Source organism: Paraburkholderia haematera (genome assembly GCF_905220975.1).
In the GTDB taxonomy this organism is placed as follows: domain Bacteria; phylum Pseudomonadota; class Gammaproteobacteria; order Burkholderiales; family Burkholderiaceae; genus Paraburkholderia; species Paraburkholderia haematera.
In genome coordinates this window covers 871,812-895,977 of the sequence record NZ_CAJNBK010000001.1, presented here as the reverse complement: position 1 = coordinate 895,977, position 24,166 = coordinate 871,812, and the positions used below count along the sequence as shown (strand labels likewise).

Here is a 24,166-nt window from a genome sequence, read left to right as displayed (position 1 = left end):
CGATAGGCACCCAAGCCCGGCCTTGATAGCACCTGGACTACTGGGAATGGACACGATGCACCGCCACGCAATCGATGAGAATGACACGACGGCGAAAACGTCATGGATGGAGACGGCATGCCTCCGCGGTCGCGGCAACGGTGTACTTGCTGAGCGTGACTCAGATGGACGCGCAGGCGGTCGCGCAGACGCTTCCTGTGGCCAGCGCCCAGCCCATTGCGGCGAAGGCCGCGCCGGACGCCGCGACGGCCCGTGATCTGTATCTGGAAGTCATGCTCAACGGCCAGCGCACCTCGTTGATCGCGCATTTTCGCGACGTCGGCGGCCGGCTCAGCGCCACCGCGAAGGATCTGAGCGAAGTCGGCATCGCCACCGACAAACTCGGTGCCGCCGACACCGCTTCGATCGAACTCGACCAGATTCCGGGTCTGCACTACCAATACGACACCTCGCGCCAGACCATCGACCTGCAGGTGCCCGACGCGATCCGCAAGCCGTACACGTTCGACACGCGTGAATTGGCGCAAACGCCGAATGCCACCGCGTCGCGCGGCTTTCTGATCAACTACGACGCGTTCGCGCAAACGGACACCAATGCGCAGTTCGCATTGTGGAGCGAGGAGCGCTACTTCGACCCGGCCGGCGTACTGAGCAACACCGGTATCGCGTACCTGTACCGCGATCTGCATCGCTACGTACGCTACGACACCTCGTGGAGCACCTCGAACCCGGCCACGCTCAGCACCACGCAGTTTGGCGACACCATTTCGTCTTCACTCGACTGGAGCCGTTCGATCCGCATCGGCGGCTTCCAGTGGCGCAGCAACTTTGCGCTGCGCCCCGACCTCGTGACGTTCCCGGTGCCGGCGCTCTCGGGCACGGCCGTGGTGCCGTCGGCGGTGGATCTGTACATCAACAACGTGCGGCAATTCAGCGGCAATGTGCCGAGCGGGCCGTTCATCGTCAATAACGTGCCGGGCATCACCGGCGCGGGCGAAGCCACCGTCATCACGCACGACGCGCTCGGCCGCACCATATCGACGTCGCTGCCGCTGTACGTCGACACCCGAATGCTGGCAGCAGGCCTGTCGAGCTATTCGTTCGAAGCGGGGTTTCTGCGCCGCGCGTACGGCATCGATTCGTTCTCCTACGATCCACGCCCCGCGGTCAGCGCCACCGCGCGGCGCGGCGTGAGCGACGCGCTGACGCTCGAAGGCCATGCGGAAGCCACCGGCGGCCTCGTCAACGCGGAGGCCGGTGCGCTGGTGCGCATGGGCATGGCCGGCGTGATCAACGGCTCGTTGTCCGCGAGCGCCGGCAAGCTGACGGGCACCCAGGTCGGTCTCGGCTATCAGCTGATCGAACCGCACTTCTCGATCGATGCCCAGACGCTGCGCGCCTACGGCAACTACGGCGACCTCGCCGCGCGCGACGGCACGCCGGTGCCCACCGCCACCGACCGCGTGACGCTGGCGTTGCCCTTCTTCAGCCGCCAGACCGTGTCGCTCAGCTATATCGGCTACCGTTTTCCGGGCATTCCCGCGTCGCGGATCGGTTCACTGTCGTACACGCTGAACTTCGGCAATCTGGCCTCGCTCACGCTCAGCACGTACAAGGACTTTTTGCAGCACAACACCAACGGAGTATTCCTGACCGTGAGCGTCGGCCTCGGCAACAACACCGCGATCAACGCGAGTGTCGGCCGTCAGAACGGCCAGTCCACCTACAACCTCAATGCGCAGCGGCCACCCGACTATGCCGGCGGCTGGGGCTGGGGGGTGCAGGCGGGCGGCTCGGGCGCGGTGCCGTACCGCCAGGCGCAGGCGCAATATCTCGGCAACTACGGTGAGGTGACCGCGCTTGCGCAAGACATCGACCGGCATGCGAACGCCTCGCTCGACGTGACCGGCGCGATCGTGCTGATGGACCACAGCATCCAGCCGGCGCGGCGTATCGACGACGGCTTCGCGCTGGTGTCCACCGACGGCGTCGCGGGCGTGCCGGTGCTGCACGAAAATCGCGTGATCGGCACGACCGACCACAACGGCCATCTGCTGATACCGGACCTGAACGCGTACCAGCACAACCAGGTCGCGATCGACAGCATGAATCTGCCCGCCGACTCGCGTATCGCCACGACCTCCATGGATCTGGTGCCGGAATCGCGCACGGGCATTCTGGCGAACTTCCGGGTGTCGCGCTACAGCGCGGCCTCACTGATCCTGCGCGGCGCCGACGGCAAGCTGCTGCCGCCGGGCACGCGCGTGCATCACGTCGAAAGCGGCGGCGATACGATCGTCGGCTACGACGGTCTGACCTTCATCGAGAATTTGCAGCGCGAGAACCATCTCGAGATCGACACCGGCGCCGCGCATTGCAGCGTCGAATTCACGTATCAGCGCCCCGCTGACGGCTCGTTGCCGACACTTGGACCATTGACCTGCCGAAGCACCGCGACGGGCACAGCGGGGACGCAATGAGACGGCCCCTAAGGCTCCTGCTGCTTCTGGTGTTATGCGCGCTGCTCGGCGCGCTGCCGCAGCGTGCGAGTGCACAGACCTGTACCGCAAGCGCCTCGGCGCTCAGCTTCGGCAACATCAGTCCGATCGCACTGAGCGCCGTGTCCGCGACCGGCACCGCCACCATTTCGTGCACATGGCCGGTGATTACGCTAACGCCGAGCGTGCAGGTTTGCCTGAATCAGGGCGGCGCGACGCCGCGCTACCTGGGCAGTGGCAGCAACCAGTTGCTGTACGGGCTCTATCAGGACGCCGCACACTCGATCCCGTGGGGATCGATCGCGCTGGGCACTACGCCCATTTCGGTGATCCTCAATAAACCATTGGTCGGCAATACTGCGACGGCGTCGGTGAATTTCTACGGACAGGTCACGGCCAATCAGGCGACGGTGCCGACCGCCGGCAACGCCAGCACTGTCTACTCGCAGACCTTAAGCCAGACTTCGCTGACGTATGGATTCTTTCTGCTCGTCTCGCCAGGTTGCGCCGCGCTGACGACGAGCGCCGGGAGCTTCGGCTTTACGGCCAACGCGACGGTGGTGAACGACTGCCTGATCAGCGCGACGAATGTCGCCTTCACCGCAAGCGGCGTGTTGAGTTCGGCGTTGAACGCGAAGGGTTCGATCACAGCACGCTGCACCAATGGCGACGCTTACCGGATTGCGCTGAACGGTGGTTCGAGCGGAAATGTAGCGGCGCGCCAGATGCAGCGCTCGGGCGGCGGAGGGACGGTGAATTACCAGCTTTATACCGATGCTGGCCACGCGAGCGTGTGGGGAGACGGCACGGCGGGCACAACGATGCCGACAGGCACAGGCACGGGCAATGCGGTATCGATCACGGTGTATGGCGTGGTACCGTCCCAGACGACGCCGACACCCGGCAACTACAGCGACGCGATTACCGCGACGATCAGCTTCTGATTTTTTGGCTTTGTACTTGTCGGCCGAGGGATCGCGCGAGTGCTGGATGATTTCTAGAAGTTGATCATCCAGACCGTTTGCTGGGCATCGTGGGTAGCGAGAAATTCCACCGGTTGCACGTGATCGCGGCCGGTTTCGCCCGGCGCGGCGGGGTCGAGTGCAACCTGGGATATCTGGAACGGCGCCCCGTGCAGGCAGGCAACCGCCGGTTGATTAGCAACGGTGATCGCCGCGTCCACCGACTGGATGACACAGGTTTCCTGCACGGTCAAGCTTACCGGGATCGAGGCAAGCCCCGCTGGCCATGCCTTTGAGGCTGGCGATGCCAGCAGGATTGCCACTAACGTGGCGGCTATGTTGCGGGGCATCATGATGGTCCGGGATCGGCTCCCGGCACGGGTGGCGATACCGGTCTTTTCGGCAATTCATGCAGGAAACTTTAGGTCTTTATTGGCAAAAAACCTATATCGCCTCACAGACAACATCGAACTTCATTAACTGTGTCGCCCCAAACGCATTGCTGATAGCGACATCGGCGGCATCTCTCCCACGCGCCATCAAAACTCGCCCCGTCCGAGGCACGTTATTCCGAGGATCGAATGTCTGCCAGCACCCGCCGACATACGCCTCGAACCACGCGGCAAAATCCATGGTCGCGTACGGCGATGGCGTGCCGACATCGCTGATATATCCCGTGCAATACCGCGCCGGTATATTCATTGCCCGGCACAGCGTCACGGCCAGATGCGCGAAATCCCGGCATACGCCCTTCCTCTCCTGCCACGCCTGCCAGGCGGTCTTGGTCGGCCGCGCGAAATCGTAGCCAAACACAATGTGTTCGTGCACGTAGTTGCAAATCGCATCCACTCGCACGCGACCGAGCGGCATCTTGCCGAACGTCTGCCACGCAAATTCGGATAGCAAATCCGTTTCGCAATAACGGCTGCCCAGCAGAAATACCAGCGAATCATCAGGCAACGCCTCCACGGCATGCTGCTCTGTAAACGGCGGCCGCCTCTCCGGCTCTGACGACACCTCGAGCACCGCACTCGTCGACAACGCAAACCGTCCCTGCGGCGCCACGACACGGCTGCATAAATTGCCAAAGCCGTCGCGATACTGCCTGATCGGCACCAGCGGATCGACTGCCAGCAAATCCGCACTCAGCACGTCCTTCGCGTGCGAAAAGTGCGTGTTCAACATCAACATCATCGGCGTCGGTTGCACGCACTCATAGACCAGCTCGTAGCCAACGCGCAATTTCATCACGACACCCTCTTTCCGTTGAAACGTTCAATTGACGCGCCCGGCGAATAGATCTGCAGCCATGCATGCTTCGCACCGCCGCCACCCTGCACAGGAATGAAGCGGCGCGCCCACTCGTCCACGTCGCTGTCCGGATACTGGCGGCTGCGCGCGTTCACGAGATCGGACGCTTCCTCGTTGGTGTACGCGAACGGCCAGTTCACCGCGTACGGTTCGAGCGCGTAGTCGGGCATGGGCGTGTCGAAGTGTTCGAGCGTCGCTTCGCTGTCGAAGCGCAATTCGCTCGCCTTGCCCGCGAAACTCGCGACCGCCACCGAGTTGTCGAACACGTCGTGCAGCCAGTGCCGCCGCGACGGCGTCGGCGTCGGTGTAATCACCAACTGGTTCGTGACGAGACGCAAGTCGTGGCTGGCGCGCGGGCGGAACATCATCCTGTGATCGCCGAACCGCACGGGTTCCGAGTAGCGGTAGACGCTGACGTGACGCACCGTGAAACGCTTTGGCTCAGTCATCTGACAGGCCGATGGATGCAACTGGGTTCGTCCTGAGCATCACGTTCACGCTGGTAAAACCCGCTGCCGCAGCAGGCGTTGCGCGCCCGGCACGGTTTGATCCTGAACGAGCCACGGCCAAGGTTCGGCGTGGTGGGATGCTGTCATCGACAAGCTTTCGATTTCAGCATACACCCGCCATATTGGTTGTAATCACTCATTTGACGGCAGCGCCGCTGCGTGCGCAAGTTATCAACAGAATCTGTTCGCAAATCTGGCTAAAACCGTCCCCATATGGAGTGATGCCCTGTCACACATGGCCTTGCGGGCGGCGCGTAGGGAAAATTCCGCCCCCTGCGCTCCCGCAACCCTCCATTCCCGCGCTTTTCCCCAGGCTGCGGCGCGGGGAAACCACCGTTCCCCCACAGAAGAGCTGACCTACATAATTGAGATAGTTCAGTGTGGATTGCCGATAGATATAATCCGCCGTTTCAGCAATCCAACGAAGAGCCTTCATGCGAGTCGCCGTCATTAGCGCCTACTATAAAGAGCCGCTTCACATCTTAAGAAGATGTCACGAAAGCGTTTTTGCGCAAGCAGGCAACGTGACCCATTTCATGGTCGCCGATGGATTCCCTGCCTCCGACGTTGATAGCTGGGCAGGTGTGGTTCACATCAAGATTCCCAATCACGCCGACTACGGAGATACACCTCGCGGTGTAGGTGCCGCGTGCGCGGCCGCGAATGGATTTGACGCGATCTGTTTTCTTGACGCCGACAACTGGTATGAGCCAAACCATGTCGAAACGATGCGCATGATCGTCGAGGAAACGGGTGCGCAGGTAGTCACGGCGGCTAGAAAAATTCTCACTGTCGACGGCCGTATGCTCGGCATCTGTAAAGAATCGAACAGCGTCGATTTCAACGACACCAACTGTTATTTCCTCACGCGCCCGACCTTTCCCGCATGCGCGGCGTGGCTATTCAAGGACGCGCGCGAAAGCATCAGCGGCGACAGGATATTCTGGAACGCCGTGCAAGCCGGTGGCTACGTGCGGTTCCACTCAATCGAGCCAACCGTCAACTACGTGAGCACGCTCGCATTTCACTATGAGATGTTCGGAGAAATTCCGCCCGACGACTCAAAGGTCATTGCAAAACTGCCGGGCCACCAGCATTTTCAGATGTTTAGTTACGCCCAATGTAAGGCGAAGGGCGGAGAAAGCGGCCGGTAGTGGTGGTCGTGTGCACACCGAATCATCTGTTGCACCGTGCGCGCTTCGCCTCGGCGACAGGGCACGAGACGCGATCACCAGAACGCCCCGTCTGATACGGTAGTTGCGCGTGTGCGCCGTCAAAGCATCGGCTCCGCCGCGGAGGCGCGCCGAAGAAAACAACGACTAGTGAAAAACAGCGGCCTTGAACTCACCGACGGTTTCTGAACGACCGCGGCGGCTCGCTCAGCGCCACCGGAAGAATAACTGCTGCGTCACAAGCGCCGAATGCACGTGGCACGGATTCGAGATACACCGCTGTTTTCGTCGGTAGTGCCGCTTCAGCTATTCTGGGAAATTGCCAGGTATCCGGCAGGCACGGGTCTGCGTGCCGCCGGACGGTCGTGATAGGGGACAGTTGCACTTCGCCATCGAACATCAGCGGCGCCGCTTCCGCTCCCCTCGGAGGGCCATAACCAAACGTCGATCGGATGGCACTTCTCCCCTGGTAGTTACTCTTCCGACGACTAATCGATTGGGTCCGGCGTAACGGTCATGTATTGCTTGATTTCAGGCTGACCCAGCGCGATTGCATTGAGCATTGCGACTCCGAGCCGACGCGCGAACTCATCATCAAGCCTGAAATCGAAGTCGTCTAACAGAATCGGCACTGTGAACTTTCCAGCCAGAAGCGGGGCCAGCTTGGTAGGTTCAACTAACTGCACATTCAACCGCTGACTGTCTTGGTCGTAGTTCAGAACCACGGAGCGCGGTGGATCAATCGCCATCAATACCCTCTCCATTGTTCGGCTCGTCGATTGGGTGCTGCGTAACGTTCATGTGTTGCTTGATGTCAGGTCGACCTGCTGCAATCACGTTGAGCACAGCGACTCCAAGCTGTCGCGCCAATTCGTCATCAAACTTGAACTCGTCACCGTCCAAAAAAAACGGCACCTCCATAATTCCGGCCACGAGCGGAGCCAGCCTGGCCGAATCCACAGCTTGCATGATCAGCTGCTGAGGATCTTCGGCGTAAGTCAGAACCACGAAATACGGCGGATGATTAACCATCAATAACCTCTGCACTTTTGATAATCTTCGAATGCCTGTTGTTTGCACAGCGCGATACCTTGCGCGCCGCCCCTATGGAAAGCAATCGCATTGCACATTTCGATTTGAGCGTCATGCTGCGCGAAGCATTCGCTCTGGAGATTTCTGGCGGCGCGCGGCCCGCGCCGCCCGACGGTCGTGATACGAGGACAGTTCGCGTTTTTTCCACGGGCTTCATTAGGCCCGTTCCTGTCCCCTGGTGCTATGACCAAACGTAAATCGATAATGCCACTCAACCTCTGGCTAATTGCTCCTCTGACGACTAGTCGATTGGCTGCTGCGTGACGTTCATGTATTGCTCGATGTTAGGCTGGCCAAGCGCAATCAAATTGAGCATTGCGACTCCAAGCCGTCGCGCGAATTCGTCATCAAGCTTGAAATCGTATTCGTCCAACAAGATCGGCATTTCGAGTTTTCGGGCCACGATCGTGGCCAACTTGGCCGGATCAACTGCTTGCACAATCAACTGTTGGCAATCTTCGACATAGGTCACAATTATGGAATAAGGCGTATGCTTAACCATCAATATCCTCTGCACTGGTTGTAATTTCGGAATGCATTTTGTTTGCACAGCGCGACGCCACGCGCGCCGCCCCTATGGAAAGCAATCGCATTGCACATTTCGATTTGAGCGTCATGCTGCGTACGGCACTCGCTCTGGAGATTTACGGCGGCGCGGCCCGCGCCGCCCGACGGTGTCAATATGAGGACAGTTCGCACTTTCCCCGTGGGCTACACGAGAGTCTTTCGCGCCCCTTCCGTGCAATGACCAAACGTCAGTCAGTCATACCACCTAACCGCTGGTAAATTACTCTTCCAACGGTCTATCGACAGGTCGTTGTGTCACGCTCATGTATTGTTTGATGTTCGGCTGACCAAGCGCAATCAGATTCAACATGGTAGCTCCAAGCCCTTGCGCGAATTCGTCATCAAGCCTGAAATCGAATTCGTCTAGCAGAATCGGCACTTCGAATTGTCCGGCTATGAGCGGAGCAAACCTGATTCGATCAATAGCTTGCACGGCAAACTCTTGACGATCCTCGAAGTAGGTCAGAACCACGGAATACGGCGGATGATTAGTCACCAATAACCTCTGCACTTTTGATAATCTTCGAATGCCTGCTGTTTGCACAGCGCGATGCGTCGCGCGGCCCGCGCCGCCCGACGATCGTGACAGGGGACGGTTGCATTTCGCTACCGAACATCAGCGGCGCCGCTTCCGTCCCCCCTCGGAGGGCCGTAACCAAACGTCGATCAGATAACACTTACCCCCGGTTGCTACTCTTCTGACGACTTGTCGATCGGTCCTTCCGTGAACGTCATGTACTGTTTGATGTCAGGCTGCCCCAGCGCAATCGTATTCAGCATCCCGACTCCAAGCTGTCGCGCAAATTCATCGTCCAGTTTGAAATCTTGTTCATCAGCCATCACCACGCCCATTCTCCCTGCAACGAGCGGGGCAAGCCTAGTTGGATCAATGGTATGCACTATTAGCTGCTGCAGATCTTCGTTGTAGGTCAGAACCACAGAATACGGCGGATGTTTAGCCATCAGAGCCCCTACACTCTTAATAAATTTGGAATACCGTCTGCTTAAACGGTGGGGCTTCTCGCTCGCTGCCCGCCCGAAAATCGATCGCATTGCACATTTCGATTAGAGCGTCATACTGCGCGAAGCATTCGCTCTAGAGATTTCCGACGGCGCGCGGCCCGCGCCGCCGAACGGCGTTGATAAGAGGACGGTTTGCACTTTTCCCACCGGCCTCATCGGGCTGGTTCCTGTCCCGCGGCACCATGACCAAAAGGTCGGTCGGTCATGGCGCTCAACATCCGATTAATTACTCTTCTGACGACTAGTCAATTGGGTCCTCGGTAACGCTCATGTATTTCCTGATGTCCGGTTGCCCCAGTGCAATCAGACTAAGCATCGCGGCGCCAAGCCGTCGCGCGAACGCGTCGTCAAGCCTGAAATTGTGCTCGTCCAGCAGGATCGGCGCCTCGAGCGTCCCGGCCACGACCGGGGCCAATCTGACTCGATCAATAGCTTGCACGGCAAACTCTTGACGATCCTCGAAGTAGGTCAGAACCACGGAATACGGCGGATGCTTAGCCATCAATACCCTCTGCACTCTTGATAGATTTTGAACGCCCTCTGTTTACACAGCGAAACTGCCCGCGCGCCGCCCATGTGCGGAGCTATTGTATTGCACATAGTCATGTGAGCATCATACTGCGCGAAGCATTCGGCTTCGTGACCCTCTCTGCCACCGCACTTAACCATTCCGCCGCCACCGCTCGCGGCTCCGAAGAGCGCGCCGTAAAGCATTGACCTCTTCGCGGAGCCAGTCAGATCCGGCACAAGGGCAGGATAAGGAACCTGCGACTGATCGCTCAGCAGCAACTCAGTTGTCTCGCCCCACTTCGGAAGTGTATCGCTCAGTTCACTACCAAACAGCTTCCCCGTGAACGTGGCTTTCCACGCCATGTAGCATTCAACGCAGAGTCCTGGTATGAAGGCATCGGCGTCAGACTGAAGTCCGGTGAGGTTAGCGGGTGGCGAAACCGGCTCATTACCCAGCTCCCAGTTGGTGAGCCACACCCCAAGTTCAGCATCGCTGATCGGCTTCCACCAGGCGCCGTTCGTTGACACTTGCGCCGTACGCGAGGACACCGTGCCGTTCGCGGCATAACGATAGTCGACGCTTAGTACGCGGGCGAGTCCGCCATTAGCAATACCTGCCGGTTCGTCATACTTGAAATTAGACACGCGACCGCGCCCGTCGTAAGCGATGCTCGCCTTGCCGCTATTGCCCGCTATCTGTGTTGCACGGTTCGCGGCGTTACGCTCAAGCGTTCGCATCGCCCAACCTGACACGGCATCCTGCGTCGTTGCGATGTTGCCCTTTGCGTCATACGCGTAGGTCCAGTCTTCAATCTTCTTACCGTCCTGAACGACAGTGGCTGACAGAAGGCGACCCACATCGTCGTAGCGTGCGCCGACTGTCATTTGATTGCCCGTCCCGACCGCTTGCAGTCCCTGTTCGCCTGTCAGGTCAGTAGTTTCGCGCTCCGCATAGCCCGTGACGTTGCCTCGCGAGTCATAAACGAACGCGCGGACTTTGCCCGGTGTGGCAACCAGATGCGGACGCAGTGAGCTGTCGTCGTTGTACTCAATCGTCGTTACTGTCTTCTTCCCCGAAACGGTCGCAACGGCCTTCGTTGGCCGGTTGGCGCTGTCCCACGTGTACTGGGTATTCCCATCAGGGGTCTCTCTCTGTTTCAGATTCCCCGCTGCATCCCACGTGCGCGATACCGTGCCGCCTGGTGTAGCAATTGAACGAGGGCGCCGCGTATCCAGCACATCAAACGTGTACGTGCTCCTGCCAGCCATGTCGCTGAGCGTCGTAAAGCCGGGACCGTAACTGATTGACACGTTACGCGTCGTGTCGGGATGGGAGACCGAGATTGCACGTCCGCTGGAATCGTAGGTCCACGTTGCAACCCGCGACCCGGATTCGTCCTTTACCCCTGTCAAGGCGTTTGGAAAGCGGGCGTCCTCGTACAAATACTGACGAACGTAGCCATAGGGTGCAGTTACCGAAGCAAGATTGCCCTTTCCGTCGTAAGCGTAGTCAGTGGGCATTCCCAAAGGATCGACCAGAGTAACGATACGGTCGTTACTGTCGTATTCCACACGGATTGACGTCGAGGTTTCCGGTATTACGTTATCGGCTGGCCATTGGGCGATAACTGACAACCGCTGTCTGCCGTCATAGAAAACCTTGCGGATAACACCCGTGCGGGTTGTTTCGGAATAGAACTTGCCAGTGGTATCCGAGTAGGCTTCCGTCGTACCAAACAGTTCGTCCTTCAGGTAGAAGTATCCGTCGCCAGCTTTCGTCAGCGAGAGCCAGCGATTTCCTGGCACAACCCACGCTCCGCCAATCCATTTGAACATCAGAGCTTGCTGGTCACCCCGATAAGCGACAATGTGCGGCACGCTCGCCTTGGCCCCAAGCAGATCGAGCCTACGCTGCCAGTTGTTGACCCAGTTACGACCCATTACCGTCTGCGTGGTGTCATAGGGTGTCGAGAGATATGTGCGTTTAAAGACGAGTGGCAGTGTGTCGCCGCTTGCATAGTCGGCCTCGGAAAGCGTGACAATGCCCTTTGCCGGCAACACCGGGTCCGCTACCGGGCAGGAGTCGTCGGATTGAGGCGGAACCGGTACGCCGCCGCAATAGTCCGCTATCCAATCCTTGGCATTAGGACAGTTGTAGTAATTCATTGCGTTAAACGGATCGTCCGGGCCCGTCGACATAGGCGAAGTTCCTGCGACCTGGATAGCGCAGGTCGGAGTGCCGGGGATTCCAAGGGATTTCTGATACGTCTGCATGCATTGCATGTAATCGGCCGCATTGGCGCCGAACGCGGCCATGAGCAGCATGAATGCGGCAAGCAGGTGTGCCGCCATACGTGCTGGACTCTTATTAAGTTTCTTGTTTTTCATAGTCCTCCTTATTGGTTTTACTTGTTTGAATCCCAAGCACTTTATAAGGAGCATTCCACCTCGGCTATCCGACAATTCCTAAAACTACATTTCCCTTATGCCGGTACCAAACGTCGCCGTCACTCCCCTACGTAATCCGTAGGGAATTACGCAAGAGCCCGTCAGTCACCAACGCGTCGCAATGAAAGACCCAGAACGTCAGACGCTGAATAGCCGTACGTGAATGTGATTGGACGCTGGCACCCAGATCAGGGCCCGTTGGAAGGAAAGAGACGGGGCGCGTAACACGCCGCACGAAAGGGAGATGAGTAGCGCAGGAAAGCGCTACGAGAAGAATCGCAGTACAAAGTGCGATTTCAAAATATCAAACACATGAAGAACGGGCTAAACCTCACTGGCGAACCACCCGAACGGCGGCGACAAAGTTATCCCCAGTTTTTGTTGGCAAATCTGTGCATAACTATCCGGCAAAATCGGCAAGCTCTTGATACGTCTGCTGTTTTTTCCGCTACGTCGAAGTTGGGCAAGCGAGGCACCGCCTGCGTCAAGCACATCAATCACGCACCACGCCCGCACCATGCCCGCCCCCCGCTTCCTGCGAAGCCGTCGCGCCACGCTCTTCCTCACGCCATTGCTGCCGCGAACGCACCATTCTGCGCACGGCGAGGCGCGCCATCTTCACCCAACCCGACGGACGCGGGTCGGCAAGCATGCTGAGCGCGCGCGCGTAGTCGAGCGTTAGGCCGGGCGTCCACGCCATCGTCGCTGCGCGTTTGCGCAGTTGCGCGGCCACCCACAATTCCGGCGTCGTAATCACGCGCAAAAACGGCCGCCAGCCACCGAGGCCGCCCCATACGCGCGCCGACGCGCCCTCGATCGCCGCTTCCAGCGCACGCGATACGGTGCTCGAACAATTGCGGTGCGTCAGGTTGTAGGTCGTATCCTGACGATAGGCGTCCCAGAAGCGGCGCAGGCGCACCGGATCGTAATTGCGAATGCGCACCTGAACCGTCGACGGACACCATGCTTTCGATTCGGTCGGGTAATTGGGCTGGAACACACCGGGCACGTCGTTCTCGCGCGTCGCGCGCAGCAGCCGCGCGAAGTCGTCGGGCGAACGATCGATCTCGACGCCCGGATACAGGCTGATATAGATGCCCTCAGGCGATTCGAGCGCGGCATGGCCGGTCGAAATCACGCCATTACGATCCACCGCCGCGATGTAGCGATCGACGATCAACTGCCGCCGCGCCTCGCCTTTAGACGAGCCCACCGGCGTCCACACGTGAACGGTCAACGCGTCTTCATCGGCGGCGGGCGGCCCGTCCCATTCGACCACGCTCAACCGACCGCCAGCGACAGCACTCGCGGCAGAGTTGGCGGCATCAGCACTTGCATCATTCGAAGCCACCGCGGGATTCGACGCGAGACGCCGCACACGCGTACTCAGCAAAATCATGTTCCAGCCGCCGAACATCAGGCCGAGGCCGAGACAGTACGGCACGGTGCCCACGTAGTGCGTCGGATACGGCTGATAGAAGAAAATCGCCAGCGCGATTTCAACGCCCCCGCCGATCATCGCGAGACGCCACGTGCGATAGCGAACGACCTTCGCGGAGACGATCTGCAGCAGACCGTCGGCCAGAAAGAGCGTGCCGAAGATCATCGACAGAATGAAGTGGCCGTGATGATGGCCGGCAAGAATCAGCGCCGCCGCGACGCAGAACGCGAGGCCCTTCACATAGCGCAGCGTGCGCTGCCCGCCCATGCCGGTCCAGGCGACGGCCAGCGTCGCGAGCCCTTCGAGCAGCAGCAATATCGCAAACGGCGTGATTGGGAAAAAGAGCGCGCTATCGAGTGCGTCGATGAACACCACCACGCCGAGCACCAGACTCACCCAGCCGATCAACTGCAACGAACGCCAGCGCGTGCGCAGGTAATCGACACCCAGCAGGATCATAACCAGTCGAACCATCGTGAGGCCTCCGTGATCGATGCGCCGTCCTGATCGCAATCTTAACCACTTTCGCGGCGCCGGCGAAGCAGGGGCCGGTGTAACGGTGGTCCGCGCGCGGCGACGTCTTCACGCAGCGCCGCTTCGCGAATGCATGGTGCATCGACACCGCACGATCGCAGCGAGATGCTCTGACGTGCTGATGACGCTCATGCCGATGCGCCTTCCGCGGACGTGCGCCGCTTTGGCGAACGTCACGCAGGAAAACACACCTCAGGCAGCCGCGGCTTGCGGCATCGCTGCGCCCTGCTCGCCGCCCAACGCGTCGAGCAGATCGCACAGCATGCGGTCGAGTTCGGCGGTCATCAGCGTGACGTCGGAGTCGAAGCGTTCGTCGTCGTTCTGTGCGGTGGGATCGCTCGCTTCCTTGAGGACGTCGAGCGGCGCGATGCGCTTGATCGTCAGCGAGGGCGTCAGCACGAACGACACGCGATCGTTCCACGTCATCGCGAGCCGCATGCATTGCTTGCCCGCTTCGATATGACGGCGCATATCTTCGGCATCCAAAGTATGTCCAACGTAGCGCACGGTCGCGTTGCCTTCCGACGGTGAACGCAACTCGGTGTCCTGGTCGAGCGTGAAGCCCGCGGGACCTTCACCGGAAAGCAGCCATTCTGTCATCGCCGCAACCGGCGATTGCGTGACGCGCACGGTGCCGAGCGGCAGTTGATCGATCGACTTCACCAGCAGGCCGCGCACTTCGTCGGCGATCGCCTGCGAGCCCGCATCGATCACAAGCCAGCCGTTTCGGGTATCGATCCACACGCGCGTGTCGCGGCGAATGCTGAAGGCGCGCGGCAGCAGTTCGTCGGTCACCTGCTCCTTGAGTTCGCGCATCTGCTTGCGGCCGGGTTTGAAGCCCTGCTGCTCTTCGAGTTCGAGCGCGCGTGCCTTGGTCACTTGCGTGACGACCGAAGCCGGCAGCAATTTCTTTTCGGCACGAAACACCAGCAGCATCTGGCCATTGAGCGAATACACCAGCGAGTCGTTGTCGCGCGGCGACGCCCAGCCGTGGCTTTGCATCTCGACGCTGTTGCCGGGCGCGAACGCGTGCGGCGCGAGCCATTTCTCCATTTGTTCAGGGGTGACGGACCACGGAGCGGGAAGACGGTGCAACTGAAGGTTTTTGAACCACATGGGCAAGGTCGAGTACGGGCAAAGCGCGTCATTCTATATGACGCGGCCAGGATGGCGCTGTCAGGCGCGTGCCTGCACGCTACGCGCCGCAGCGGCGGCGCCGCCAACGGAATTCTCAAAATGAATCTTTAAATCCGTTAAGCGGCGACTCGATTATCAAATTCTGCAATCAGCCAGAAAATGCGCTTCATCAAATCGACTTCGCTGGATCGTGTCATGTCGAAGCACGGCGACATCGTCGAAAGCCGGTACCTCGAAGACGATCAGACGCAGCTCCAACAGCACGACGCGAGCGAGCCATAGCGACATAGTGGTTTAGCCGCATTGGTTCTGGGCCCGCTTTGAGTTCAAATCATCTAGACTTTTTGGGAGGCACACGACATAGACGGAGGCGGCCATGGCCGATGAAACCGCACCTTGGCAGACGGTGGAATACGAGGGTTTTGAAATTCACGTGGCGCCCTTCCTGAAAAGCCCGCCCGACGAAACGAACCCGCCAGTCGTGCCGGACAACCGCTACACGTATGTCGGTTACGTGTGCCACCCAGGCGCCGATCCAGCCATTCCCGGGCACACGGTCCCGTTTCATCCGGACGGCGAAGAAAGCTTTGCCGGTAAGGATGAAGCGCTCTACGAGGGGGTGCATGTGGGGCGCAGCATTGTCGATGGCACGCATCCGGATTTGACGGTGCTGCCGCTGGTGACGGGCGGCGTGTAACGCGCGGGCTTCAGCGCGCGAGGCCACGGCTATGTTTGCGCCGCCACCCATTGCGAAAGACAGCGCGTAGGCGCCCGGCGAGCGCCTACACCTGCCTCAGCTGAACGCGCGCTTGATGCGCGACTTGAGCAGCGCGCGCCGCAAGCGGCCGGTCCGCTCGGGTTCGCTGACCGCCTGGCCGCCTTCCACGGCCGTGCCGCGCCGCAGAAAATAACGATCGAAGGTGGCTTGCGTCATGCCCCACTTGTTCAGGAACTGGCGGCGCCCATCGTTCTTGACGACCTTGCCGGTGCTCTTCTGCTGGAAGTGATAAACCAGACTGTCGCCGACGCCGAGGAACACCCGGCAACCGGCGTCCCACAGCTTCATCGAAAAGTCGTTGTCGCTGCTCATGCCGGGGCTCAATTCGCTGCTATAGCCGCCGACCTTGTGCCACCAGTCGCGATGCACGAGCGTAGGCGGCCAGGTGGCGCCACGCCAGTCGGCGCGCACGAGTTTCGGCGTGGCGGCGACCAGGTCGTCGGCGCGGAAATTTTCCACGTCGCGGCCGAAATTCTGCACGACGACACACGGATTGCCGGAGTCGACCGGTTCGATCATCGTGCCGGACAGCATGAACAGATTGTCGGCCGGCATCTGTAGGAGACGCCTGACGAGCGCGTCGTCCCAGCCGGGGCAGCAGTACATGTCGTCGTTCATGTAGACGATGTAGTCCTGCGTCGCGCGCGCCGCCGCGATATTGACCGCGTGACAGATACCGATGTTGCCGGGCGACGCGGTGTATTCGAGACCTTCGTCGCGCACCCAGGCCAGGGTGCCGTCCGAGCCGTCGTTCACGTGCACGATGATCTGATGCGCATGCGTGGAATGACGCCGCAGACTCTCGATCACGAGCCGCAGGTAAGGCAGGTTGTTCCAGGTCGGGATGATGATTGAGAACATCGATTCGGTCCGTTGAGCTTGGCGTCGGAGAAGCGCTGGCGGCGCGAGTGCCTGCGGGCGCCCTCGAAACCTGGCGCCGCACAGGGGGTCCAAACAGCACCGCCTGTTAGTTTCGCCGGGGATTGTACCGCCACCGCCTGTTCATACGACAAACGCACCGGTTCGGGAGCCACGGTGGCCGCCTTTGCAAGACGTTCCGTACAAGGCAACGCCGATTGCCGTATCTCGCCGAAGAGCGAACTTACCGTTGTACTCCGGCAAGCATTTTGCAAGGGAGCGCGCGGTTATAATCGCGATCGCTCTACCGTCTTAAAAAAATGCCCCAAGGGTCCGGCCATAGCAACTCCGCCACCGGAACGGTAGTGTTCTTACATATTGTTGCCCTATGATTTTTGCTCCCAGTCTGGTCTGGCTCACCACAGCCCTGCTGTTTTTCGCGCCCGCGGTTAACCTCGTGTGGCGCGGCGGCACGGGCTACTGCTTCTTCGCAATTGTCGCGTTGGCGCTCGGCGCCGCCGTGGCTAACCGGCGCATGCCCGGCTATTTCTCCGGCCTGCGCACCTACCGCTGGTTCACGATCGGCATGCTGGCTTTCGTCGTCGCAATCGTCGTCCAGCAAGCCCTGTTCGGTTATTGGCTGCCGCGTCAGCTCGACGCCTTGTCACGCTTCGTGCTTGCCCTCCCGGTCTTTCTGCTGCTACGGCAACTGCCGTCCCGGCACCTGCGCGTGATCGGTTGGGGGTGTGCCGCCGGCGCACTGGCGGTGGGCGCCTGGGCGCTTCTCGATCAGCCCGCCGGCGGCTGGACGGATGCGAATCGTCTGAATAATTCTTATACGAATGCGATTCCGTTCGGCGACACCGCGTTGCTGCTCGGCTTCCTGTCGGTTTTCACTTTAGGCTGGGACACGCCGCGTGACTGGCGCGCGCTGGGGCTTCGGCTGCTGGCCCTGGTGGGCGGCGGTTACGCGTCGTATCTGTCGGGCAGCCGTGGCGGCTGGCTGGCCGTGCCCGTGTTCGTCGTACTGCTCGGCATGCAGTATCAGTGGTACGCGCACAGGAAGCGTCTCCTGATTGCGACCCTGGTGATCGTGATCGGTGCGGGGTCGCTGCTGTCGACCGAGCGGATTCAGAAGCGTCTCGGCGAAGTGACGAACGATTTTTCAATGCTGCATCAGGGCGAAGACTACACGTCCGTGGGCCTGCGCCTGCAGTTGTGGAAAGCATCGCAGCTGATCTTTACGCATCATCCGGTGTACGGCATCGGCAAGGGGCGTCTGGTGGACGAGCTGGGGCTGCTGGCCAAGCGTGGTGAAGTGAAAACCGAGATCGTCAACGAGCGCGCCCATAGCGACTTTTTCTCGACCCTCGCCGAGATGGGCGTAATCGGCGTAATGTGCCTGCTGCTGTTCTACTTCGGCATCTCGGTGTACTTCTGGCGTCACAGGCTGTCCAACGATCCGGCGATTCGCGGGGCATCCTATGCGGGCCTGGCCGTCGCCACCAGCACGGTGATTTTCGGACTGACCATCGACGTCCTCGTGCCGATCATGGTCACGGTGCTGCTCGCGCTGCTGGTCGCTACGTTTCTGGCAGTGATCGATGCGCGCAAGCGCGAATTGGCTACGGCGCAACCGGCTCAGCGCGTGAATATCTCGTAGAGCGCGGCGACATGAGCATCGACGCTCGGGTCGTAGACCAGGCTGCGCAACGGCTCGGCGATGCGCGCGTCGCCGCCCTGTACACGCTCCAATGCAGCCTGAATGGCACGCTCGAAACTCCCCGCCGACTTCCGGGAAAACTCGATCTTCGCCGCACCGGTGACCGCCTCCGCCGAGCCGACGTTGTCGGCGATCACAAGCGGCGTGCCGCACATCACCGACTCGACACCCACCAGACCGAACGGTTCGTACGCCGACGCGACCACGGTGAAATCGGCCGCGGCGAATAATTTTTCGATTTCTTTGCAGTAGCCGACATAGCGAATCGTGTCGCTGGTTTTCGGCACCGGGCGGCCGGCCACCACCAGGCAAACCGGCAGCGCGGTCTGGGCAAAAAACGCTTCCAGCAAGGGATAGCCTTTTCGTTCGTGGCTGGTGGACGAAAACAGAAAGATCACGCGGTCTTCGGGCAGATCGAACTGGCGGCGCACCGCCGCTCGTTCAGCGTCGTTCAGCGGCTGGAAGCGTGCTGTGTCCACGGGCGGATAAAGCACGTCGATACGGTCGGCCTGCACGCCGTAAAAGCGTTGCAACTCGCGGCTCATCAATTGCGAATGCGCGACGATGGAACGCGCCCGCGAATAGACGCGCCGCTCCATGTCGATCTGCCATTCGTCGCTGCGGCGCGCGGCGCGGCCGGCGGCCTCGAGCGAACCCGGATGGGTTCCGCCGCACAAGGCCACGTCGGCGTGCGTGGAGTGATTGATCGAGAAGACACAGGCCGGACGGTGCCGTTTCAGCCGTTGCTTGAGGCGCCAGTCGAATGCCAGATTGCGCAACTTGCGCGGCGCCCAGCGGACATTGAGCGGTTGAGCGTCGATCCATGCCGCCTCAGGCAGCGAGCGATCGACCTCGCGGGCGAACAGCGTGGGACGCAGGCCCATCCGATGCAGGCCGGCAATCACGTCACGCGTATAGCGTTCGGCACCACCGCTGTTTTTCAGCGCCTGGGCGGTCAGGGCGATATCGGTGACAGGACGCCGGGTCGGGTCGGACAAGGAGCGGTTCTCTGTGAAGCGAGCGCGCGGCGAAAGAGCACGCGATCGCGTTTTCGGGACAGCGGCAATTGTAAAGGATGGGCTTGGGGGCACGACATGAAGCAGCCCTCCCGTCACCGATTAGAATCTAGCCCAACCGTGCTCCACCTTTTTCCACGACCTGTCGGTTGCCGCAGAAAGTGAAAACTCTGCCGGACATGTGAAAATTTGCTGCCACATATAGCGGAAAAAAACGGCCGTTCCTAAAAAAACGAACCCCTGGCGGGAATGGGCTAGAATTTCTCAGCCGTTTGGAAGCTGATAGACAGCGGCGAATATCCATTAAAAACCGGCCATGTCGAAAGTCTCCATCGTTGTACCCTGCTTTAACCAGGAAGCGTTCATCGCAGAAGCCCTCGAATCTGTCTTGCGCCAGTCCTATAGCGACTGGGAATGCATCATCGTGAATGACGGGTCTACTGACGGCTCTGAGGCCATCATCGAGCGGTACGCCAAGAAGGAGCGCAGGTTCCTCTCCCTCGCCAAGGAAAACGGCGGCGTCGCGGCGGCACGAAACTTCGGCTTCGCGCGGGCAAGTGGCGCGCTTTTCGTGCCGCTCGATGGCGACGACAAGCTGCACCCTGATTTTCTGCAACGCGCCGTCGGGTGCTTCACCGCGCATCCGGATACCGATCTTGTCCACACAAAGACAAAGCGCTTTGGCGAAAGCCGCAAGGTGTGGCGTTTGCCTGAATACAGCTATGAAAAGCTGCTTTGGCAAAACATGATTGTCAATACAACAATGTATCGGCGCGAAGCGTTTCTGCACGCCGGCGGGTATTCGTCGGAAATGGTCTACGGCTTTGAGGACTGGGAGTTCTACGTGCGCCTCTTGAGCCCGCAATCCAAGGTCCGCTTTATCGATGCCCCGCTGTACCTCTATCGCATCAAGAAAAGCTCACGATCAACCGAACTGGTTCAATTGGGCAAGGTCGAGGAGTCGCATCGCCTCATCTACGAGCGCAACCGTCCGCTCTATGAGCAGTACACCGCGAACCCGATCAGTGTTTTCGGGAAACGCATGAAGGACTTCGCGCCATCGTACACGGCGCGCTACAAGCGACAGGCCCGCTATGTGCACGCGGCGTACGGGGCCGTCATTGCGGGCCTGCTTGGGGTCGGCATTCTGCTCGTGCGGTAGTCCGAATGCCCGGGCCTGCACGCGCACGGGTGTGACGGCTGCGACTGCCACGGCGCTCTCACCCCACGAGTTTTCACGTTCTGCGGCATGACTGGCGAACCTTTTCACTTTTTGCGTCACGCCGGCCCGGTGACTGTCACAGTGCTGGTGAAAAAGTCCCTTCAGATCAATCGCTCTCTTTTCAAGACTTATGGCGCGTGACATGACCGATAGCCCGTCGACCAACCTTGCCTCCGCAACGCCGGACACTGACCGCCCGCTGGTTTCGATCCTGCTGATCGCCTACAACCAGGAAAAGCAGATCGCCGACGCAATACGCAGCGCCCTCGCACAAACCTACTCCCCGCTCGAAATCATCATCTCGGACGACGCCTCCAGCGACGCCACGTTCGCCGCGATCGAAAGTGCGATCGCCGGCTACCGCGGGCCGCACAGGGTGATCGCGCGCCGCAACGCGGCCAATCAGGGCATCAGCGCACACCTGTCGCAACTCGCGCAGATGGCTCAGGGAGAACTGCTTTTCGTTGCCGCGGGCGATGACATGTCCGCGTCGACCCGCTGCGAGCGGGTGGTCGACTTCTGGCTCGCGCACGATCGCGGCCCCGACCTGATCGCCACCGACCTTGCGGACATGGACGAGGCCGGCAATGTTCACGAGCGGATGACGCCAACCGAACTCGACACCTATCGCAGTTTCGACGACTGGCTCGCCGGCCGCCCGTGGCTCATCGGCGCCGCGCACACCTGGTCGCGACGGCTGTTCGAGCGCTTCGGCCCCATGCTGCCAGGCGCCGCCGCGGAAGATCAGATCATGGTGCTGCGCGCGATCCTGTCAGGCGGGGCCGCGAGTCTGCGCGAGCCATTGGTGCGCTATCGGCGCGGCGGGCTGTCTCGCAAACGCCGCTATGGATCGGTGGATGAATTGATTGCGCGAATGCGCCAAAGTAATCGCTACGGGCTGGCGGAGCTCGCGCAGTTGCAGCGCGACGCCGAGATCGGGGGGGTGGGCGAGCGCATGCGCACGGCGATGGCGCCCAAGCTCGCGCGCGAACAATTCATTCACGCGATGTTCGAGGCCGGCGGTCTTGGAGCACGTATCGGGTTGCTTGCACGCAGCCCCAAAGTGAAGGCTGGGTTGCGCATCCGCATTTTTTTGTACGCCACGTGTCCGGCAGTCTACGCGCCGGGCATCTGGCTCAAACGTATCGTGCGGAAAAGCGGCCGCTGAAAACTGCTGGGCGCGAGGCGCGCCATGTCGCGCGCCGCCGGCGCTGACGGCGCTGACGGCGACCGAAGGGCCGAACGGCTGGTACGCCCCGATGCCGAAGCCAAGTAGAGGCTTGCACAAGCACCGCATCACCTTCATCGCCCGCTAGACGGGCAGATCCAGCCCCGAGATCGTACAAAGTGGGCCGAATCCGGCTCGATCAACCCGGATTCGCGAAAATCAAGTCGAATCGGGTCGATTCTGACCGGGTCAAGGCTGATCAGGCTGCGTCTTGCTGGAACTGGATACGATGCAGATGCGCGTACAGTCCGCCTTGCGCCAGCAGCTCGCGATGGCTTCCGCGCTCGACGATATGCCCTGCGTCCATCACCAGAATCCGGTCGGCGCGTTCGATGGTCGACAAACGGTGCGCGATCACGAGCGTGGTCCGGCCCTTCATCAAGGTTTCCAGCGCCGCCTGCACGTGTCGTTCGGATTCGGAGTCCAGCGCCGAGGTGGCCTCGTCGAGGATCAGGATCGGCGCGTCCTTGTAGATCGCGCGCGCGATTGCCAGACGCTGGCGTTGACCGCCCGACAGCATCATGCCGTTGTCGCCGACCAGAGTATCGATGCCATTTGGCATCGCCTCAACGGTGTCCCACAGGTTCGCCGCGCGCAGTGCGGCCTTGACCTTGTCCGGATCGGCCGTCTGCCCATAAGCGACGTTGTTGGCCACCGTGTCGTTGAACAGCACCACGTCCTGGCTCACCATCGCGATCTGGCTGCGCAGCGCGTGCAGGTTGTATTCCGGCAGCGCGACGCCGTCGACCAGAATCTCGCCGCCGGTTGGATCGAAAAAGCGCGGCAGCAAATTCACCAGCGTGGTCTTGCCGCTGCCCGACGGACCCGCCAGCGCGACCATTTCGCCCGGCGCCACCTTGAACGAGACGTGGTCGAGCGTGTGGCGGTTGTGCGTGGCGTTGCTGCCGTAGGTGAACGATACGTCGCGGAATTCCACTTCACCGCGGGCGCGTTCGAGCGCCTTGCCGCCGCCCTCCGGTTCAGACGGCTCGTCGATCAGCCCGAAAATCAGTTCGCACGCCGTCATCCCGCGTTGCAGCGGCTGGTTCACGTCCATCAGGTGCTTCAGCGGCGAGATGATCAGCAGCATCGACGTGACGAACGCCACAAAGCCGCCGACGGTGGTCTGATCCGACGACGATTGCATCACGGCGATCGTAATCACCACGGCGAGCGCGATTGACGCCAGGAACTGAGTCAAAGGTTGCGCGAGGCCGCCGGAGACAATCATGCGCATGGAGTAACCACGCAGACGCTTGCTCATTGCGGTGAAGCGGTCCGTCTCGTACTGCTCGCCGTTGTGTACCTTGACGACCTTGTAGCCACCCACCGTCTCTTCGACGATGTACGACAGTTCGTTGGTCAACAGCTGATGCTCGCGGTTCAGGCGCCGCAAACGACGGTTGATCTTGCCGACCAGCCAGCCGATCCCCGGCAGCAGCACCGCGACGATCAGCGTCAGGCGCCAGTTCAGATAGAACAGGTAGCCGAGCAGGAAGACAACGGTCAGCGAATCGCGCACCAACGTGACCATCACGCTCAACAGCACGTTGAGAATCTGGTTCACCTCGAAAACGATCGCGTTGATCACCGTGCTCGCGGTTTCACGCTGGAAAAAAGCCACGCTCGAGTGGATCATGCGGTCGAACATTTTCAGGCGAAGATCGAGCAGGATCTTGTTCGATACGTAGGCGAGCAGATAGCCGGACGCGTATTGCGAGACGCCGCGAATCAACGCCAGACCGATGACCGCAGCCGGCACGAACCACTTGGCGTTGTCGCTGGCATGCGCGCCGAAGCCCTTGTCCAGCAGCGGCTTGAGCAAGGCGGGAATCGCTGCGTCCGTGCTGGCGCTCACGGCCATGGCGACGATCGCGCCGACCACCACCCACAGCAGCGGCTTGATATAAGGCCACAAACGTCGAAAGACGACGGCAGGCGACGATGCCTCGCCTGAACCGATGGGTTTGCTTAACGTTGGCTTCGCGCTCAAGGAATCCTCTGAGAATGCGGGACAGCATCCACGCAGCGGGCAGGATGCCTGACGGGTGGAATATCAAAAATCAGCATTGTAAACGGTTGGGGATAACGGCCGGGGGTTATGGATCGGGCACATCGGACGGCGCTGTGTATACTT

At 60.5% G+C, this 24,166-nt stretch carries 23 protein-coding genes; 8 read left to right on the top strand and 15 right to left on the bottom strand.

Annotation, left to right across the window (positions count from 1 at the left end):
* Window positions 1-164 precede the first annotated feature (164 nt).
* Both KHO23_RS03935 and KHO23_RS03930 read left to right on the top strand, forming a co-directional pair.
* A complete protein-coding gene (locus KHO23_RS03935) occupies window positions 165-2,480 on the top strand; it encodes a fimbria/pilus outer membrane usher protein (protein ID WP_236066721.1) in 2,316 nt (771 codons plus the stop codon).
* Window positions 2,477-3,442, top strand: coding sequence for a Csu type fimbrial protein (locus KHO23_RS03930; protein ID WP_211609711.1), 966 nt, complete (start codon window positions 2,477-2,479; stop codon window positions 3,440-3,442). Before KHO23_RS03935 ends, KHO23_RS03930 begins: the two co-directional genes overlap by 4 nt.
* Window positions 3,443-3,495: 53 nt before the next feature.
* Here KHO23_RS03930 and KHO23_RS03925 read toward each other — a convergent pair whose 3' ends face one another.
* From KHO23_RS03925 to KHO23_RS03915, 3 genes are all read right to left on the bottom strand, one after another.
* Complete coding sequence (locus KHO23_RS03925) at window positions 3,496-3,813, bottom strand: Csu type fimbrial protein (RefSeq protein ID WP_211609710.1); 318 nt, start codon at window positions 3,811-3,813, stop codon at window positions 3,496-3,498.
* Between the two features lie 91 nt (window positions 3,814-3,904).
* The gene (locus tag KHO23_RS03920; RefSeq protein ID WP_211609709.1) at window positions 3,905-4,708 is read right to left on the bottom strand and encodes a transglutaminase-like domain-containing protein; all 804 of its coding nucleotides are present in this window, start codon (window positions 4,706-4,708) and stop codon (window positions 3,905-3,907) included.
* On the bottom strand, window positions 4,708-5,220 hold the full coding sequence (locus KHO23_RS03915; protein ID WP_236066709.1) for a transglutaminase N-terminal domain-containing protein: 513 nt from the start codon (window positions 5,218-5,220) through the stop codon (window positions 4,708-4,710). Before KHO23_RS03915 ends, KHO23_RS03920 begins: the two co-directional genes overlap by 1 nt.
* A 494-nt stretch (window positions 5,221-5,714) precedes the next feature.
* Between KHO23_RS03915 and KHO23_RS03910 the strand changes: the two genes are divergently transcribed.
* Window positions 5,715-6,434, top strand: coding sequence for a glycosyltransferase family A protein (locus tag KHO23_RS03910; protein WP_211609708.1), 720 nt, complete (start codon window positions 5,715-5,717; stop codon window positions 6,432-6,434).
* A 506-nt stretch (window positions 6,435-6,940) separates the two neighbouring features.
* Here KHO23_RS03910 and KHO23_RS03905 read toward each other — a convergent pair.
* The 9 genes from KHO23_RS03905 to KHO23_RS03865 all read right to left on the bottom strand — a co-directional run bounded on the left by KHO23_RS03905 (window position 6,941) and on the right by KHO23_RS03865 (window position 15,183).
* Window positions 6,941-7,201, bottom strand: a complete 261-nt coding sequence (locus tag KHO23_RS03905) for a hypothetical protein (RefSeq protein WP_211609707.1) — start codon at window positions 7,199-7,201, stop codon at window positions 6,941-6,943.
* A complete protein-coding gene (locus KHO23_RS03900) occupies window positions 7,191-7,484 on the bottom strand; it encodes a hypothetical protein (RefSeq protein ID WP_211609706.1) in 294 nt (97 codons plus the stop codon). The genes KHO23_RS03905 and KHO23_RS03900 overlap by 11 nt, the downstream gene beginning before the upstream one ends.
* Before the next feature lie 301 nt (window positions 7,485-7,785).
* Window positions 7,786-8,046 (bottom strand): hypothetical protein, encoded by a 261-nt coding sequence (locus KHO23_RS03895; RefSeq protein ID WP_211609705.1) that lies wholly within the window; start codon window positions 8,044-8,046, stop codon window positions 7,786-7,788.
* Window positions 8,047-8,331: 285 nt separating this feature from the next.
* Entirely contained in the window at window positions 8,332-8,607 is a 276-nt protein-coding gene (locus KHO23_RS03890; RefSeq protein WP_211609704.1) for a hypothetical protein, read from the bottom strand.
* A 194-nt stretch (window positions 8,608-8,801) separates the two neighbouring features.
* On the bottom strand, window positions 8,802-9,074 hold the full coding sequence (locus tag KHO23_RS03885) for a hypothetical protein (RefSeq protein WP_201075057.1): 273 nt from the start codon (window positions 9,072-9,074) through the stop codon (window positions 8,802-8,804).
* Window positions 9,075-9,375: 301 nt separating this feature from the next.
* Window positions 9,376-9,636 (bottom strand): hypothetical protein, encoded by a 261-nt coding sequence (locus KHO23_RS03880; RefSeq protein WP_211609703.1) that lies wholly within the window; start codon window positions 9,634-9,636, stop codon window positions 9,376-9,378.
* Complete coding sequence (locus KHO23_RS03875) at window positions 9,636-12,032, bottom strand: DUF6531 domain-containing protein (RefSeq protein ID WP_211609702.1); 2,397 nt, start codon at window positions 12,030-12,032, stop codon at window positions 9,636-9,638. Before KHO23_RS03875 ends, KHO23_RS03880 begins: the two co-directional genes overlap by 1 nt.
* A gap of 553 nt (window positions 12,033-12,585) precedes the next feature.
* Complete coding sequence (locus tag KHO23_RS03870) at window positions 12,586-14,007, bottom strand: HdeD family acid-resistance protein (RefSeq protein WP_211609701.1); 1,422 nt, start codon at window positions 14,005-14,007, stop codon at window positions 12,586-12,588.
* A gap of 252 nt (window positions 14,008-14,259) precedes the next feature.
* Window positions 14,260-15,183, bottom strand: a complete 924-nt coding sequence (locus KHO23_RS03865; RefSeq protein WP_211609700.1) for a recombination-associated protein RdgC — start codon at window positions 15,181-15,183, stop codon at window positions 14,260-14,262.
* 180 nt (window positions 15,184-15,363) lie between these two features.
* Here KHO23_RS03865 and KHO23_RS35355 point away from each other — a divergent pair, with 180 nt between their 5' ends.
* Entirely contained in the window at window positions 15,364-15,486 is a 123-nt protein-coding gene (locus KHO23_RS35355; protein WP_268963867.1) for a hypothetical protein, read from the top strand.
* 94 nt (window positions 15,487-15,580) lie between these two features.
* On the top strand, window positions 15,581-15,901 hold the full coding sequence (locus tag KHO23_RS03860; protein ID WP_211609699.1) for a hypothetical protein: 321 nt from the start codon (window positions 15,581-15,583) through the stop codon (window positions 15,899-15,901).
* 96 nt (window positions 15,902-15,997) lie between these two features.
* Here KHO23_RS03860 and KHO23_RS03855 read toward each other — a convergent pair whose 3' ends face one another.
* On the bottom strand, window positions 15,998-16,843 hold the full coding sequence (locus tag KHO23_RS03855; protein ID WP_211609698.1) for a glycosyltransferase family 2 protein: 846 nt from the start codon (window positions 16,841-16,843) through the stop codon (window positions 15,998-16,000).
* A gap of 385 nt (window positions 16,844-17,228) precedes the next feature.
* Here KHO23_RS03855 and KHO23_RS03850 point away from each other — a divergent pair, with 385 nt between their 5' ends.
* Entirely contained in the window at window positions 17,229-18,503 is a 1,275-nt protein-coding gene (locus KHO23_RS03850) for an O-antigen ligase family protein (protein ID WP_211609697.1), read from the top strand.
* Here the strand turns inward: KHO23_RS03850 and KHO23_RS03845 are convergent.
* Window positions 18,482-19,561: a glycosyltransferase family 4 protein gene (locus KHO23_RS03845; protein WP_211609696.1), complete on the bottom strand. Its 1,080-nt coding sequence runs from the start codon at window positions 19,559-19,561 to the stop codon at window positions 18,482-18,484. The genes KHO23_RS03850 and KHO23_RS03845 overlap by 22 nt on opposite strands.
* A gap of 334 nt (window positions 19,562-19,895) precedes the next feature.
* On the opposite strand from KHO23_RS03845, the gene KHO23_RS03840 reads away from it, so the two are divergent.
* Together KHO23_RS03840 and KHO23_RS03835 are read left to right on the top strand one after the other, a co-directional pair.
* On the top strand, window positions 19,896-20,741 hold the full coding sequence (locus tag KHO23_RS03840; protein ID WP_211609695.1) for a glycosyltransferase family 2 protein: 846 nt from the start codon (window positions 19,896-19,898) through the stop codon (window positions 20,739-20,741).
* 202 nt (window positions 20,742-20,943) lie between these two features.
* On the top strand, window positions 20,944-21,969 hold the full coding sequence (locus KHO23_RS03835; protein ID WP_211609694.1) for a glycosyltransferase: 1,026 nt from the start codon (window positions 20,944-20,946) through the stop codon (window positions 21,967-21,969).
* Window positions 21,970-22,228: 259 nt separating this feature from the next.
* On the opposite strand, the gene msbA is transcribed toward KHO23_RS03835, so the two are convergent.
* Window positions 22,229-24,022: a lipid A export permease/ATP-binding protein MsbA gene (gene msbA / locus KHO23_RS03830; RefSeq protein ID WP_211609693.1), complete on the bottom strand. Its 1,794-nt coding sequence runs from the start codon at window positions 24,020-24,022 to the stop codon at window positions 22,229-22,231.
* Window positions 24,023-24,166 lie beyond the last annotated feature (144 nt).